The 15,280-nt window shown below is 61.2% G+C and carries 17 protein-coding genes; 12 read left to right on the plus strand and 5 right to left on the minus strand.

The features are described 5' to 3' along the window. The first annotated feature begins 1 nt into the window (after nt 1). From AFERRID_RS15615 to AFERRID_RS09230, 8 genes are read left to right on the plus strand one after another with little or no spacing between them, the layout of a single operon-like run. Nucleotides 2-181 carry a hypothetical protein gene (locus AFERRID_RS15615; RefSeq protein WP_232027456.1) on the plus strand — a complete coding sequence of 60 codons (180 nt, stop codon included), beginning with the start codon at nt 2-4 and terminating at the stop codon, nt 179-181. Beyond that, a complete protein-coding gene (locus AFERRID_RS09205; RefSeq protein ID WP_113527185.1) occupies nt 178-1,440 on the plus strand; it encodes a glycosyltransferase in 1,263 nt (420 codons plus the stop codon). Before AFERRID_RS15615 ends, AFERRID_RS09205 begins: the two co-directional genes overlap by 4 nt. Then, complete coding sequence (locus AFERRID_RS09210) at nt 1,437-2,642, plus strand: glycosyltransferase family 4 protein (protein WP_232027458.1); 1,206 nt, start codon at nt 1,437-1,439, stop codon at nt 2,640-2,642. The genes AFERRID_RS09205 and AFERRID_RS09210 overlap by 4 nt, the downstream gene beginning before the upstream one ends. A gap of 49 nt (nt 2,643-2,691) precedes the next feature. Continuing rightward, nucleotides 2,692-4,509, plus strand: a complete 1,818-nt coding sequence (locus AFERRID_RS09215; protein WP_225981943.1) for an ABC transporter ATP-binding protein — start codon at nt 2,692-2,694, stop codon at nt 4,507-4,509. Continuing rightward, nucleotides 4,506-5,513 carry a UDP-glucose dehydrogenase family protein gene (locus AFERRID_RS09220; protein WP_232027466.1) on the plus strand — a complete coding sequence of 336 codons (1,008 nt, stop codon included), beginning with the start codon at nt 4,506-4,508 and terminating at the stop codon, nt 5,511-5,513. Before AFERRID_RS09215 ends, AFERRID_RS09220 begins: the two co-directional genes overlap by 4 nt. Continuing rightward, the gene (locus AFERRID_RS15620) at nt 5,510-5,809 is read left to right on the plus strand and encodes a UDP binding domain-containing protein (RefSeq protein ID WP_232027958.1); all 300 of its coding nucleotides are present in this window, start codon (nt 5,510-5,512) and stop codon (nt 5,807-5,809) included. The genes AFERRID_RS09220 and AFERRID_RS15620 overlap by 4 nt, the downstream gene beginning before the upstream one ends. A 42-nt stretch (nt 5,810-5,851) precedes the next feature. Beyond that, nucleotides 5,852-6,694 carry a hypothetical protein gene (locus AFERRID_RS09225; RefSeq protein WP_126604999.1) on the plus strand — a complete coding sequence of 281 codons (843 nt, stop codon included), beginning with the start codon at nt 5,852-5,854 and terminating at the stop codon, nt 6,692-6,694. Between the two features lie 11 nt (nt 6,695-6,705). After that, nucleotides 6,706-7,374: a histidine phosphatase family protein gene (locus tag AFERRID_RS09230; protein ID WP_113527189.1), complete on the plus strand. Its 669-nt coding sequence runs from the start codon at nt 6,706-6,708 to the stop codon at nt 7,372-7,374. Here AFERRID_RS09230 and AFERRID_RS09235 read toward each other — a convergent pair. Together AFERRID_RS09235 and AFERRID_RS09240 are read right to left on the minus strand one after the other, a co-directional pair. Beyond that, on the minus strand, nt 7,351-8,136 hold the full coding sequence (locus AFERRID_RS09235; protein WP_126605001.1) for a hypothetical protein: 786 nt from the start codon (nt 8,134-8,136) through the stop codon (nt 7,351-7,353). The genes AFERRID_RS09230 and AFERRID_RS09235 overlap by 24 nt on opposite strands. Before the next feature lie 165 nt (nt 8,137-8,301). After that, nucleotides 8,302-9,132 carry a helix-turn-helix transcriptional regulator gene (locus AFERRID_RS09240; protein WP_225981945.1) on the minus strand — a complete coding sequence of 277 codons (831 nt, stop codon included), beginning with the start codon at nt 9,130-9,132 and terminating at the stop codon, nt 8,302-8,304. Between the two features lie 117 nt (nt 9,133-9,249). Between AFERRID_RS09240 and AFERRID_RS09245 the strand changes: the two genes are divergently transcribed. From AFERRID_RS09245 to AFERRID_RS09265, 4 genes are all read left to right on the plus strand, one after another. Next, nucleotides 9,250-10,014, plus strand: a complete 765-nt coding sequence (locus AFERRID_RS09245; RefSeq protein ID WP_126605003.1) for a class I SAM-dependent methyltransferase — start codon at nt 9,250-9,252, stop codon at nt 10,012-10,014. A gap of 50 nt (nt 10,015-10,064) precedes the next feature. Beyond that, complete coding sequence (gene leuC, locus AFERRID_RS09250) at nt 10,065-11,477, plus strand: 3-isopropylmalate dehydratase large subunit (RefSeq protein WP_126605005.1); 1,413 nt, start codon at nt 10,065-10,067, stop codon at nt 11,475-11,477. 147 nt (nt 11,478-11,624) lie between these two features. Continuing rightward, nucleotides 11,625-12,248, plus strand: coding sequence for a 3-isopropylmalate dehydratase small subunit (gene leuD / locus AFERRID_RS09260; protein ID WP_113527194.1), 624 nt, complete (start codon nt 11,625-11,627; stop codon nt 12,246-12,248). Nucleotides 12,249-12,271: 23 nt separating this feature from the next. Further along, on the plus strand, nt 12,272-12,586 hold the full coding sequence (locus AFERRID_RS09265) for a hypothetical protein (protein ID WP_126605007.1): 315 nt from the start codon (nt 12,272-12,274) through the stop codon (nt 12,584-12,586). Nucleotides 12,587-12,602: 16 nt separating this feature from the next. Here the strand turns inward: AFERRID_RS09265 and pdxH are convergent, their stop codons facing one another. Genes pdxH through AFERRID_RS09280 form a run of 3 tightly spaced genes read right to left on the minus strand, consistent with a single transcriptional unit; the run spans nt 12,603 to nt 14,693 of the window. After that, complete coding sequence (pdxH, locus tag AFERRID_RS09270) at nt 12,603-13,259, minus strand: pyridoxamine 5'-phosphate oxidase (RefSeq protein WP_113527196.1); 657 nt, start codon at nt 13,257-13,259, stop codon at nt 12,603-12,605. A gap of 31 nt (nt 13,260-13,290) precedes the next feature. Beyond that, nucleotides 13,291-13,950, minus strand: coding sequence for a ribose-5-phosphate isomerase RpiA (gene rpiA, locus AFERRID_RS09275; RefSeq protein ID WP_113527197.1), 660 nt, complete (start codon nt 13,948-13,950; stop codon nt 13,291-13,293). Between the two features lie 11 nt (nt 13,951-13,961). After that, entirely contained in the window at nt 13,962-14,693 is a 732-nt protein-coding gene (locus AFERRID_RS09280; protein WP_225981946.1) for a type 1 glutamine amidotransferase domain-containing protein, read from the minus strand. Nucleotides 14,694-15,280 lie beyond the last annotated feature (587 nt).

Below are 15,280 nucleotides of genomic sequence, written 5' to 3' on the forward strand. Positions count from 1 at the left end.
GATGATCCAGCCCGAGGAAGACCTGGTCGACCGACTGGTGGAGCTGGTGCCGGCCGCCGTTGCCGGCGACCGTCCGTCGGGAAAGCAGTGGGATACCGTGGACCTGGGGGGCGTTCACCGCGTTGCCGAGGTGCTGGAAGAGATGCTCCATCCCGGCGCGAGCACGGAGGTATCCCTATGACGGCGACAACCCCGACAGTAGGTTATGTACTGAAGCGCTATCCGCGCCTTTCGGAAACTTTTATCCTCAACGAAATGCGCGCACTCGAGCGTCTGGGTACCCCCCTGCACATCTTTTCGCTCCTGCGGCCCGAGGACGCCCCCCGGCATCCCACGGTTTCCGAGGTCCGGGCGACCGTAACCTATCTTCCCCTCACCTGGCCCCGGATCATTTTTGCGGTAGCCAAGGGCCATGCCGTCGTGGCAGCCCGGGCACCGCTACGCTACCTGCATGCCACCGGGCTCGCGTTGTGGTGGTCTCTCCGTACCCGTCGGCCACTGAGCGTCGGGAAACAGTTTCTGCGTTCCGGTTATGTGGCGCATGGTTGTCTGCAGAACAACGTTCAACACCTCCACGCCCACTTCGCCAATGCACCCGCCACGGTCGCTCGCCTGGCCGGGGTCATGTGCAATATTCCCTACAGCTTCACAACGCACGCCAAGGATCTCTACCTGACCCCCCAGGAAGCCATGCGCCGACGGATCAAGTCGGCGCATTTCGTCCTCACCTGCACCCGCTACAATGTCGAATACCTGCGCGGTTTTCTGCCGCGCCAGGACTGGGACAAAATTCATCTCGTCTACCACGGTATCGATCTCGCGGCCTTTCCTCAGGGTGATTCTTTTGCGGGTTTTCCGCCGGGGGAAAATGCCGATCTGCCCTTGATCCTTTCGGTGGGTCGCCTCGTCCCCAAAAAAGGGATGCGGGACCTGGTTACCGCTTGCCACCTGCTGCACAGCCGGGGGATTGCCTTTCGCTGCGTCATCATCGGTGAAGGCCCGTTGCGCCAGGAACTGGAGAGCCACATCGCCGAGCTGGGCCTGACGGCTATGGTAACCCTGCCGGGCGCCATGGCTCATGACCGCCTCCTGGCATTTTACGGACAAGCAACCGTTTTCGCTCTCGCCCCTCATGTAACGGAGGACGGAGACCGGGACGGCATCCCCAACGTCCTTGCGGAAGCCATGGCGGCTGGCACGCCCGTGGTCTCCACCGCGGTTTCGGGTATCCCCGAATTGATCGAAGACGGCCGTACCGGGCTGCTGGTACCGCCGCGGGACCCGGTGGTGTTGGCCGACACCCTGGAACGAGTGCTTGTCGACGCGCCGCTGCGGCGCCGCCTCGCGACGGCGAGCCGGGGCAAGATAGAGGAGCGCTTCGAATGCTGGGAGACCGCCAAGGCCCTGCGCGCCCTATTCGTGCAGAGTGTGCAGCCATGAATATCGTATACCTGTGTGCGGATCGCGGTATTCCCGTCCTCGGGGACAAGGGGGCGTCAGTGCATGTGCGGGAATTTACCACCGCGCTCGCACGCGCCGGGCACGAGGTCACGCTACTCTGCGCCACGCAGGGGGAGGGGAATCCTTACCCACCGGCGCGGCTGATCGAGTTGCCGCCCGACGCCGATCCCACAGAGATCCGTAACGAGGGGGAAAGGCTGGGAATCGGGCAGGGGGAATATGACCAGACGATGCGCCGGGAGGTCGACAAGCTGATCTGCGACCGCCGGCTCGCGGCGCGCGCCCTGGATGCCTTGGATGCGGCAGGTGTACGCCCGGATGCGCTCTATGAGCGTTATGCGCTCTTTCATCGCTCCGGCGGCGACCTCGCCAGCGCTCTGAGGGTGCCTTACGTGCTGGAAGTGAACGCGCCGCTGGTCTACGAGCAGGAGCGTTTTCGGGGATTACGGTTGAAGGCCATGGCGGAGGATGCGGAAGTCACGGCCTTCCAACGGGCCGACCATATCGTGGCCGTGTCAGAGGCCGTTCGTGAGCACGTGCTGTCCCGGCAGGTGCCGGTGAATCGCGTGACGGTGCTACCCAACGGGGTGGATATCCGCTGTTTCCATCCGCAAGCGGATGGACAGTGGATTCGCACACGCCATGGGCTCCATGGGCGACCGGTCATCGGCTTCGTGGGCAGCCTGAAGCCCTGGCATGGCCTGGATTTTCTGCTCGACGCCTTTATGCTGGTCAGCCGACAGTGGCCGGAGGCCGTGCTGTTGGTAGTGGGTGAAGGTCCCGGCAGCGCCGCCCTCCAGTCCCGTGCGACGGAAAACGGTCTCGCTGGCAAGGTCATCATGACCGGGCGCGTACCCCACGAAGATATCCCCGGCTACCTTGCCGCCATGGACCTTACGGTAGCGCCCTACCTCCCCCAGGACGGGTTCTATTTCTCGCCCCTCAAAGTGGTGGAATCGCTGGCAGTCGGACGGCCCGTGGTGGCGCCTCGAATCGGCCAGTTACCCAGCCTGATCGAGGATGGCGTGACCGGTCTGCTCTTCCCGCCGGGGGACCTTGCGGCCTGTGTCGGCTGCATCCTCACCCTGGTGAACGGGCCGTCGCGGCGGCAGGCCATGGGGCACCGTGCCGGCGAGGCGGCAGGGGGATCTTCGGCTGGGACAAAACCGCCCGGCAGGTGACGGAGATCATCGCCGCCCTGCGATCCGGGCCGATGTGATGGATGCGGTGATGGACCAGAGGCAACCCCCCTTCTCCCTTTGGGAACTGCGCCGGTTTCTGCGTCCGCACTGGGCGGCGCTGTCCGGTGCGGCTCTGGCGATGACGGTGCGGGCCATGGTGTTGCTGGTCATTCCCTGGCCCTTGAAGTTCGTCATCGACAGCGTAATTTCCCAGAAACCTTTGCCTGTCTGGCTTGCCGGTTTCCTGCCGGATCCCCTCGGCCATCGCGTGGCACTGCTGGATGTCCTGGGGATGGTCATGCTCCTGTTCGCCGTGGCCGACTCTGCGCTGGCCTACGCCGGGGGCCGCCTGCTGTTGCGTGTGGGGCAACGTGCCGTTTTCGATATCCGACGCAGCCTCTTCGCCCATCTGCAGCGGCTTTCGCTGGCTTTTCATCGCCGTCAGAAGAGCGGGGATCTCATGGCCCGGCTCGGCGGCGATATTCAGACCCTTCAGGACTTTGTCGTGTCGGTGGGAACGGGGCTCTTTGCCCACCTGCTCACCATCGTCGGCATGGCCGGGATCATGCTCGCCATCGACTGGCGCTACGCCCTGGTGGTGATAGCATCCGTCCCCTTGCTCCTGGTGATCACCCAGCGTCACACCCGGCGCCTCAAGCAGGCGTTCCGCCTGGCGCGGCGGAAAGAAGGCGAATTGTGGAGCATGGCGCAGGAAAGCATCGCCGGCATCCCTGTCGTCCAGGCGTACGGCCGGGAATCCTTTGAGGAAAACCGCTTTCGCGAACGCGCCGAACGAAGCCTGGATGCAGCGCTGGAAGCCAACGAACTGCAAATGCGTTTTACCCCCCTGGTGGGCGGCCTGGTAGCCGCAGCCGTGGGGATAGCGGTCTGGTACGGCGCCTCCCAGGTGTTGGCTGGGCGCATCACGACGGGCGAATTGCTGGTTTTTCTCGCCTACCTGCGCGGCATGGCGGCGCCTCTGCGTCAGTTCGCCAAGATGGCCGGAACCGTCAGCAAGGCGACGGTGGCGGCCGAACGCCTCGGGGATATCTTCGCCGAAGAACCCGATATCCGGGACGCCCCGAACGCCGTGCCTCTGCCATCCTGTACCGGTGCGCTGGAGTTTCGCTCCGTTTCCTTCGGTTACCAGACTGGTGAACCGGTGCTGAAGGATATCTCCTTCTGTGTGGATTCCGGCCGGACGGTGGCTCTGGTGGGCACTACGGGCGCCGGTAAAAGCACGCTGGTGAGCCTCATTCCCCGCTTCCACGATCCCGTAGAAGGCCGGGTCCTGCTGGATGGACGAGATCTGCGCGATCTGAAAGTCGCCTCTGTCCGCGACCAAATCGCCCTGGTCCTGCAGGAACCGCTCCTCTTCCACGGCACCATCTGGGAGAACATCGCCTACGGTCGCGCTGGTGCGGGGCGCGAAGAGGCCATTGCCGCAGCGCTGGCGGTTGGCCTCCATGACCTCATCGGGGGCCTGCGCGATGGCTACGACACCCTGGTCGGAGAGCGTGGGGCGTCGCTGTCCGGTGGGCAGCGGCAATGTGTCTCCATTGCCCGGGCCATGTTGCGGGATGCGCCTATCGTCATCCTCGACGAGCCTACCAGCGGGCTGGACACCTTCTCCGAGCGTCGCGTGCTGGAGGCATTGAATCGCCTCACCACTGGCCGCACCACCCTGGTCATCGCCCACCGTCTGGCGACCATCGCGGCCGCCGACCGAATACTGGTTCTCGAACACGGCCGCATCATTCAGGACGGCACCCATGAGCAGCTTCTCGCGCAAGGGGGCCAATATGCCCGGCTCTGGCAGCAGGGTTACGACAAATCATCCATGAGCATCACGCAGGAGGCAGTATGAAGCACATCGCAGTCATTGGTGTCGGATATGTTGGGTTGACGACCGCGGCCTGCCTGGCCGAGTTAGGGCACCACGTCACAGGAGTGGACATGGACGAAGGGAAGATCGTCCTGCTGCGTCAGGGCCAGATCCCCTTCATTGAACCAGAGCTTCCTGAACTGGTGGAACGGAACGTCCGGGCCGGTCGCCTCGATTTCACTACCTCTTACCAGGAAGCCATGCAGCATGCAGATATGGCCTTCATCTGCGTCGGCACGCCGCCGACTCCCAGCGGGCATGCCGACATGAGCCAAGTGGAAGAGGCCGCCCGGCAGGTCGCCCTCGCGGCGACGCAGTCCCTTGTTGTCGTCCTCAAGAGCACCACCCCTCCCGGCGGGAACGCGGAGCGCGTGGCCGCTATCCTGGCAAACCATCTGTCGCCGGGAATCGATGCCCCACTGGTCGTCAACCCCGAATTCCTCCGCGAAGGGTCGGCGGTATATGACACCTTCCACCCGGATCGTGTCGTGATCGGTGCCTGGGATGCCGCGGCTGCGGAAAGGGTGGCGGCGTTGTATGCCCCCTTGCGCTGCCCGGCCTTGTTGACGGACCCAGCCAGCGCCCAACTCACCAAATACGCCTCCAACGCCTTCCTGGCCACCAAAATCTCGTTTATCAACGAGATATCCCGTATTGCCGAGCGGGTAGGGGCCAATATCCATGCCATTGCCCAAGGCATGGGGTTCGACGAGCGCATTGGCGCCGAATTCCTGGAGTCCGGCCTTGGCTACGGAGGCTCCTGCTTCCCCAAGGACGTCCTGGCCCTCTCCGCCATTGCGGAACAGCAGGGGTATTATTCACAATTTCTGCATGCGGTCACGGACATCAACGCCGGCCAGTGCCGCCTCGCGGTGGAAAAACTCGGCGATGCGCTGGGGGGTTCCATGGTAAGGCGGTATGCGTTCTCGGGCTGGCTTTCAAACCACAGACCGACGACGTGCGCGAGTCACCTGCCTTGTCCGTGATTTCCATGCTTTGCCAGCAGGGCGCCGTTGTCCAGGCCTATGACCCGGCCGCCATATCTACCGCGCAAAAAGTGCTGCCGCCCCATGCCGCCCTGGAATATTGCGCCGACGCCTATGCCGCGGCGCGGGGTTGTCATGCCGTCCTGATCGCCACCAACTGGCCGGAATTTCGCAGCCTCGACTGGTCGCGCGTCCACGCTTCGATGGCGGGTAAGGCGGTCATGGACGGTCGTGGGCTGCTTTCACCGGATGAGATGCGCGGGATGGGGTTCGAATATCTGGCCTTCGCCAACTAGGCACCCACCGGCGTTATCATTTTCACAGGAGAGGCTCAATCCATGCATATCCGCCGCAGGAAGCTCCTGGCCCTGGTCATGCTGGTCGTCTGTTACGCGGAATGCGGCCAGTCCGCGTATGCCCAGCCGTGGATTCCCCCGGCGGGGTCCGGGAAAATCAAGACGACGGTGAGATTTTATCACTCCGACCGCCTCTTCCCCAAGACTTCATTCAGCAGCAGCACCACCCCAACCCATTCAAAGCTTTCGGAGACGCAATTCCGTATCGACGGTGAGCAAGGGATCGGGCAGGGCTGGGCGCTGGTTTATCAACTGCGCGCCGCCCTGCTCACCAAATCCAAACCGAAGGCGTCCTATTCCGCAGGAGGGTTGCAGGATCAACAGATCGGCGTCTCCTATGGATTGCGACAGCGTGCGCACTTCGCCGACGCCATTACGGTCAACGCGATCATTCCCACCGGGCGGACATCGACCATTCCCCAGCTCGGGACCGGCGCCCTGGCCGTCGAACCGGATTACGAAGTGGGAGTAGAACATAATTTCGGGTCCCGGTTGGCCTACGCTGGTCTTTCCGTTGGCCCGCGTATCTACGTCAGGGATGGCGTGACGCAGATACGGGCCTCGGCGGTGGTGGGCGTCGGCCTCATCCGGCGCCTCACCGTCATCGGTACGCTGTTTTTTTCCAAAACGCTGGCCAGTAACGCGCTCGCGGTCAGCACAACCCCTAACGCCTCAGAATTCTACAATATATTGCGAGGTGGTGTCGGGCTCGAATACGCCGTTACCAAAAACGTGCGGCCGGTCATCGCCTACCAGATGGATCTGGCGGGTCAGAGCATCCATGCCGGCAGCAGGCTGGTGGCCGGTGTTTCCTGGCGTTATTAAAAGCCCCGGACATGAAGAACATCCTGTTTTTGTTGCGGCACGGTGAGACCGAATGGAATCGCAGCGGACGTTATCAGGGCCGCAGCGACCCGGAGCTCACGCCCAACGGCGAAACGCAGGCGCGGAAGGTTGCGGAACACCTTACGCGCCAGAACCTCGCCGCCATTGTGGTTAGTCCGCTGCGGCGGGCGTATGTCACTGCAAGTATCGTCGCAGAACACCTGGGCCTACCCATCACCACGGATGAGCGGCTGGTGGAGATGGGCTACGGCGACTGGGAAGGCTTGCAGCAAGCAGAGATCAAGACGCGGTGGCCCGAGTTGTTGCGCCGCTGGAAAAAGGCCCCCGACGAGGTGGCTCCTCCGGGTGGGGAGTCCCTTTCCGATCTTCAGCGCCGCGTACGCTCCTTCCTCCAGGACACCGCCGCAGGACCTGGACCGATCCTGGCCGTTACCCATGCAGGGGTGATCAGGACCGCGGTCCTTGAAATCCGGCGCGAACCGCTGGGCAAATTCCGCCAGGTGCAAATCGCGAACGGCTCCCTCACCGCCATCCATTGGCAGGACGGCCGCCTCAGCCTCGCCGATGGTCCGTGGGTCGGCGAAGATGGTATTTATTCAAGAATCTGCACGGATCCAGAAAGATCCGGAAACCAGTTAAAAGACGACCTGGGCGCCTAGGCCAACACCGTAATTCGCGCTGCCATTAGATAACCCTTTGTCTGCGTAGATCTGAATACCACTACCGGCGCGCGTGACGTTGTAGTTCCAGGCAAAAACGATGTCTGCCGGACCAGCATAACCCGGCTGCTCGGATTCGGAACCAGAAAACATCGCTGTAAGGATGTTGCGCGGCGTGGCAACAAAGCTGGAGCCCATATCATAGGTCCAGATATTGTGCAGATTACCGCCGGCAGGATTGCCCACGAAACGGTAGCCCAGATGGGCGAATGGAAAGATGCGGGTGCCAATCGTCTCGTCCAGGCCTACGCCGATCTCGTAATCGTTGCGCCCGGTGCCCAATCCATTGGTGGCCGACGCCGTAGCAAGCTTGACCTTGGCATAGGGCACCACTGCGGGCAAAAGACCGGTTCTCTGGTAAACCGTGTAGTGTGCGGATAACCAGATGTCACCCAGACCGCTCGCGTTATTCCGGGTTTGTATCGTGCCAGAGCGGTGGACAATACCCCCACCCGTGAGCCGCGCCCCCTGTGGCAATCCGGAAACGGAGATGTAGGGAGCCATCAACTTGAGACGCAGATCCCGATTTCGAAACTGGAAATAGGTAGCATCGTAAAAAATGTTGATATGGCTGCCCGTTCCGAAAGTCCCCTGGTAGTACGAAGGCACATTGCCCAAAGTGAAACGGGGAGCCGCATGCGCAACTGTCACTACTGCCCACGAGGACAGGATGCCCATTCCTACCAATGATCGAAACCGCATGCAATCCTCCTGTTCCTCTGAAATTGGGTGCGAATGAATCATCTGGAAATCAATTTTTGAATATGCGGGAATTATGCCCACAAGTTCGGCAAGGAACAAGAATGGGTGTTGCGGGGCGCCGAGGGCGCACCGCGACAAAGCTCGGGCGCCAGAAATCGCTGGTTCCTATGCCGGCAGTAGGATGACCAGCTTGAGATCGGTGCTGGTCGCTGGCAACAACGTGCACTGTTCATAGACCACCTGCCCGTGCTGTGGATGCTGGAAAACCCGTCTGCCACCCTCCCGTTCGACGACATCCTGTGCAGCCCAGAGCTGAGCAAAAATCGGACTGTTTTGCTGAAGATGCTCGATTTGACGGGCCATTTGCGGATCGTCCAGGTGCTTACCCACATCCGCGCGAAATTCCGCGATGATCCGCCGGGTGCGGCCTTCCCAGTCGGCGACAAAACTGCGCGCCGTGGGATTCAGCAGGAGGAATTCCAGCAAGTTAGGGGGAGGTTTGCCCGGTGTCGGGGGTTGGTCCATCCAGCCGACAAAATGCGCTGCCGCGGCCGTGTTCCAGGCGATCGCATTCCAATAGCGATCCAGTACATAGGCAGGAGTGTCCAGGGCCTGCACGATCCGCAGTACGGTATGCGGAGGCTGGGTATGGGCTTTATCGGCAGTGGGATCAGCACGGCCGGCCAGATCAAACAGGTAGGCGCGTTCCGCTTCGGAGAGTTGCAGCGTTTGACTCAGGCGGTCCAGCACGGCAGTGGAGGGCTGTACGGGGCGGCCTTGCTCTATCCAGGTAACCCAGGTGCTGCTGATTCCACAGAGGAGGGCCAGCTCCTCACGGCGCAAACCCTGGGTGCGTCGTCGCCCCTGTATGCTGAGGCCCGCCTGCTGCGGGGTGACTTTTCCGCGGTGACGGCGGACGAAGGCGCCGAGAAGGGGAGCGTTGCCGGTCACTTCTTGACCGGCAGTCTGGTTTCCATGCTTTTCTCCTGGATGCAATATAAGATTCTTATCTGTGGTAGAAAATATACCAGTATAAATTGTCATATTGTACCAGTTTAACAAGAATCGTAGGATGCGTTCACGCCGTTAAATACGACAGTGTAAGGATTGATCATGGACCAACAAAAATTGGTAGATGCACAGTTTGGTATCGCCGCAATGGATTACCTGCAGAGCCCCACCCATGCGCAGGGGGCTGATCTGCAGCGGTTGCGTGCGTTGGCTGATGGTCAGCGCAATTGGCGGGTACTGGACCTCGGCTGCGGTGCCGGACACGCGAGCTTTGCGCTGGCTGGCGAAGTCATGGAGGTAACGGCATATGATCTCTCGGCGGAGATGCTGCAGGTGGTGGCGGCCGAGGCGCAGCGGCGCAAGCTGGCGAATGTGCGGACGCAGCAAGGCGTGGCGGAAACTTTGCCTTGCGCCGATGCCTGCTTTGATCTGGTGGTGACCCGTTTCTCGGCACACCACTGGGCGGATGTGCCGCGTGCCCTGAGGGAAGTGCGGCGGGTGCTCCAACCGGAGGGCAGGCTGGTGGTGATTGATGTTATCGCACCGGAAACACCGCTGCTGGATACCCTGCTGCAAAGCATCGAAGTCTTGCGGGATGCCTCCCATGTGCGCGATTATCGGTGTTCTGAATGGGAAGACATGCTGGTCCGCGCGGGTTTCGTTGTCAGCGACTGCCAAGCCTGGAAATTGCCTTTGCGTTTTGAGAGTTGGATTGCGCGCATGCGGACTCCGGAGCTGCAGGTCGCCGCGATCCGCAGTCTTTGCGCGCATGCCGCCACCGAGGTGCGGGACTATTTCGCCCTTCAGCCGAACAACGACTGTGCCATAGATGCGGCCTGGATAGAGGCGGTATCCCCGTCCGCCTGACGCGGTCCGTCGGCGGACCGGAAACGACAACTTTCTGAGGAGACAACGAAGTGTCTGCAAAAACACTCTACGACAAATTATGGGAAAGCCATGTGGTCCATACGGAGCAGGACGGCGGGGTATTGCTTTATATCGACCGTCAATTGTTGCACGAAGTGACCAGCCCGCAGGCCTTTTCCGGGCTGCGGGCGGCAGGACGCAAGGTGTGGCGCATGGATGCCAATATCGCAACGGCCGACCATAACGTGCCGACCACGGATCGCGCCGCTGGGATTGCCGATGCCACTTCGCGCTTGCAGGTGGATACCCTCGACCGGAACTGTGCGGAGTTTGGCATTGAAGAATTTGGTATGCACGATAAGCGCCAGGGCATTGTTCACGTCGTTGCGCCGGAACAGGGCCTGACCCTGCCGGGTATGACGGTGGTCTGTGGGGACTCCCACACGGCGACCCATGGGGCGTTGGGGGCGCTGGCCTTCGGGATCGGCACCACCGAAGTAGAGCACGTGCTGGCGACCCAGTGCCTGTGGGCGCGCAAATCCAAATCCATGCGCATCTGGGTGGAAGGTGAGCTGGGCAATGGGGTGACCGCGAAAGATCTGGTGCTGGCCATCATCGGGCGAATCGGTACGGCGGGTGGCACCGGCTACGCCATCGAGTTTGCCGGACCTGCGGTGCATGCGCTATCGGTGGAAGGCCGTATGACCTTGTGCAATATGGCCATTGAAGCGGGTGCGCGCTCGGGCATGGTGGGTGTGGATGCCGTCACCATCGATTATCTGCGTGGCCGTCCCTATGCCCCGGTCGGCAAGATCTGGGATCAGGCGGTGGCGGTCTGGGGCGAGCTCCACAGCGACGCTGATGCGCAGTTTGACGCGGAGATTCGTCTGGAGGCCACGGATATGGCCCCCCAGGTCACTTGGGGCACCAGCCCGGAGATGGTGGTGGATATTTCTGCGCAGGTCCCTGACCCCGCACTGGAAAAGGACCCGGTGCGGCGCAAGGGCTGGAGTGATGCGTTGGACTATATGGATCTGGCGGCCGCAACACCCATCTCTTCGATAGCGCTGGACAAGGTATTCATCGGCTCCTGCACCAATGCCCGCATCGAAGACTTGCGTGCGGCGGCGGCGATTGCCAGAGGCCATCACAAGGCTGCGGCGGTCAAGGCGGTGCTGGTAGTGCCGGGATCCGGTCTAGTCAAGGCGCAGGCGGAAGCCGAAGGCCTGGACCGCATCTTCCGGGATGCCGGGTTTGAATGGCGGGAGCCGGGCTGCTCCATGTGCCTGGCCATGAACGCCGACCGCCTGGAGCCAGGGGAGCGTTGCGCGAGCACCAGTAATCGCAATTTTGAAGGGCGTCAGGGTGCCGGAGGACGGACCCACCTGGTGAGCCCCGCCATGGCTGCAGCGGCAGCCATTGCCGGACATTTTGTGGATGTGCGTGATTGGGTCATGCGCTAAAAAGCGCGCGCGGTCCTTGTTACTGCGCCTCGCCTTGGGCTTGTGCAGCCTGGGCATGATGGAGATCGGTGTTTTTGCGGCAATCCGTGGCTGGTCAGCAGAATGTGCAGCCGTGGAGTATGTCATACAGCGTCGGATGGAGAGATAATGGAAGCCTTTACCGTAGTGGAAGCGGTGGTTGCGCCGCTGGATCGTCCCAACGTGGACACCGATGCAATTATCCCTAAGCAATTCCTCAAGACCATTGAGCGCAAGGGGCTCGGTAAACACCTCTTTGACGCCTGGCGTTATCTGGAACGGGATGGAAAGCAGGTAAATAACCCGGATTTCGTGCTCAATCAGCCCGCCTATGCGGACGCACAGATCCTGTTGGCTCGGGAAAACTTCGGCTGTGGTTCCAGTCGTGAACATGCGCCCTGGGCCTTGGCGGATTATGGCTTTCGGGCCGTGATTGCTCCAAGTTTCGCCGATATTTTCGCCAATAATTGCGTACAGAATGGTATCCTGCTGGTACGCCTGCCCATGGACGTGGTGGATCATCTCTTCCATGAAGTGGCGGCGAACCCCGGCTACCGTCTGCGCATCGACCTGCCCGCGCAGGAGGTGCAGACCATGGGCGATAGCCGCTATGCCTTCCCGATGGATGCGGGCCACAAGCACAAACTGATGCATGGTCTGGATGACATTCAGCTCACCCTGCAGCAGGACAACGCCATCCGGGTCTATGAGGCACGGCAACGGCAAGCGGCACCTTGGTTATTTCGTGATTGAGGACTACTCAGGAGCAGGAAAACATGGTTCAGGAATCACCGATAGCGGAAGAGAACGGTTTGCCGCCCCTGTGTTCAGGCGCGGTCGTCCTGGAAGGTATGACCAAACGGGGTAAGCCGTGCAGGCTGATCGACAATACCGCCTCGGCACCCCGGGAGGAGTTGGTGGCACTGCTCAACGACCTCATCGAGCAGGAGCACTTCGGGCCCTCGGGATTGAGTGCGGCGGGGGATAACACGATCCGTATCGGTGCCCCGCAGTCCGCCCATGTGCAACTGGGGGAGCGCATCTACCGGATGATCGTGGTGGATTACGCGGCGCGGCTGGAGGCGTTTTAGCGCCGCGCCGCTTTTTTCAGGGCATCAGCCGCTGAATCACCCACGCACCGCCGGTATCGGCCGGACGGCTATAACGGAAACGGTCATGCAACCGGCTGCGACGTCCCTGCCAGAACTCGAAGTGTTCCGGCTGCAGACGGTAGCCGCCCCAAGCGGGGTTGCGCGGGACGTCTCCGGCGGGATAACGGGCCCGTAAGGCCGCTACGCGCTGCTCCAGTGCTGCGCGACTGGCGATGGGCTGACTTTGCTCGGAAGCGGCGGCGGCAAAGCGGCTGCCTTCGGGACGTTGCTGAAAATAGGCATCCGCCTCGACATCGCTGAGTTTTTCGACGGCGCCGTCCACCCGTACCTGTCGGTCATTTTCCGGCCAGTAAAACACTACGGCTGCCTGCGGGTTGGCCGCCAGTTGCTGTCCCATGGGGCTGCGCTGATCGGTGTACCAGCACAGACCGCTTTCGTCAAAATGCTTGAGAAGCACGATTCGCACGTCAGGATGCCCCTCCGCATCGCTTGTCGCCAGTGCCATGGCTGTCGCATCAAAGTTTTGTGCCGCGATCGCTGCCGCCAGCCAGTCGGAAAACTGATGAAAAGGATCGGGATTCAGATCCTTGCGACGCAGTTCGCTGTGCACAAAGTCTCGGCGGGTACTGCGGTGGTCTATTTCGCCTTCCATACTCTCCCTCCATTCAGGATGCTGCTGGCGCTTATGCCTTGCGTTCGATGACGCCGCCCGCGCTGCCGAACAGCATCACATCCGCACGCCGATGGGCAAAGATGCCATTGTCCAGTACCCCCGGGATCGCATTGATGGTTTCTTCCATCCGTAACGGGTCAGAGAGATCGAGTCCGGTGACGTCGAGGATGACATTACCGTTGTCCGTGGTGATACCGCTGCGCAGGGTGGGGCTGCCACCGATCTTCACCAGTTGCCGGGCGACAAAGCTGCGAGCAAACGGAATCACTTCCACAGGCAGGGGGAATTTGCCGAGCATGGGTCTATCCTTGCTGTCATCCGCAATACACACGAAGAGTCGGGCGGCACTGGCGACGATCTTTTCGCGGGTAAGGGCACCGCCGCCGCCCTTGATGAGGCGGAAATGCGGGTCGGCCTCGTCAGCGCCATCAATATAGACCGGAATATCGCCCGTGGCGTTCAGTTCGAGCACATTGAGGCCCTGTGCCTTGAGGCGGTTTTCGGTGGCGATGCTGGACGCGACGTAGCCATCCACATGAATCTGGGCGGCGCCCAGTGCTTCGATGAAGAAGTTGGTGGTGGAGCCAGTGCCCACCCCGACGACCATGCCGGGCTGGATATAGCGCAGAGCGGCTTCGGCCGCCATTTTTTTGAGTGCATCAATATTCATGTACTTTTCCTTTATTGTGTTGGGGTGGAGGTGAGGCGTTGCATGAAAGCATGGGTAAGTGCGGCCCCAGAGGCCGGGTTCTGGCCGCTGAGGATGAGGCGGTCCGTGACCACATGGCTTTGCCACGGAACACCGACCCTGACCAGGAAGCCTTCCTGCCGGAGCCGGTCTTCGAGGGTATAAGGCCAACGCCCGGCCAGCGCTGTTGCCGATTCTTCCGCCGCACTGAAGCAGGTTACCCGTTGCCCCAGGAAAGGCGAACGGTCCGCCCCGCCGCAGGTGGCGAGGAGTGCTGCGCTGCCGTGGCAGAGGGTGGCGACGGGCTTTGCCGTCGCCAGGCAGTAGCGCAGCAGGCGGTCCATCGCCGGTGCCCGGCAGAGGTCCATGAGCGGCCCATTGCCGCCGGGAATGAAAACACCGGCCAAGGCGTCCAGATCCTCGCCCGTCAGCGCATTCAAATCAGCAGGTGTGGTTAAGTCCGTGATCTGTGCCACGGCGTCGCATAACCGGGTGACCTTACGGGTATCGCCCCCAAGAGCGGCGGGCTCGAGACTCTCGGCATCGACCGACGGCCGCACCCCGCCCGGAGTGGCGACGTGCGGTTGCCATCCTGCTTCGCGCAGTATCTGCCAGGGTGTCACCAGCTCTTCGGCCCAGAATCCGGTAGCCACCTCGGCGCCGTCATCGAGGCGAAGACGTTGCGCCGCGCTGAGCAGAATGAGGACGAAAGGCCGGATAGTCATGACCAGAGTTTAGCATGGCCAGCAGGCAAGAAAAGGGCAACCGCTGCCGGGGCACCGGCTGTTTTCGTGCAGAAATGCGCAGATACCGAGAGACCAGGCGTTATCCGTACGGTGCCTGGTCATCATCGGATTTTCGATTGCAGGAGGCCGGAGTGGATATTTTCGGGGAAACAAACGCCTTTCTTGCAGACATCTGAAACATGGTTTTTTACGTTAAAAATACCCGCAGATGGTTTTATATTTTTTAAAAATTAGCCAGGGAGACTTCCTTTTGGCGCGCGCGTATCACTAATACTATTTACATCAGCCCAAAAATATTTGAGGCAAATCCCTATTGCTTTTCGCCCGCGCCTGCACTAGTTTTATTATTAGGTAATCATTAGATAGTAATAATATAAATTTATTATATGATTTATGGAAGTGGTGAAAACTGGTGCCAATGGCGGCCTGCCGCGGGATCGCCGGAGCCTGGGCGCCGTGGTTCGATGGTCCCTGTGCCATGGAGGCTCAGGGAAATCCTGATCTGCATACATGCAGTGTCGGGAAAAGTAAAACGAATAGTGATCGCTATCCTGTCATATCGCGAA

Source organism: Acidithiobacillus ferridurans (assembly GCF_003966655.1).
Classification (GTDB): Bacteria; Pseudomonadota; Gammaproteobacteria; order Acidithiobacillales; family Acidithiobacillaceae; genus Acidithiobacillus; species Acidithiobacillus ferridurans.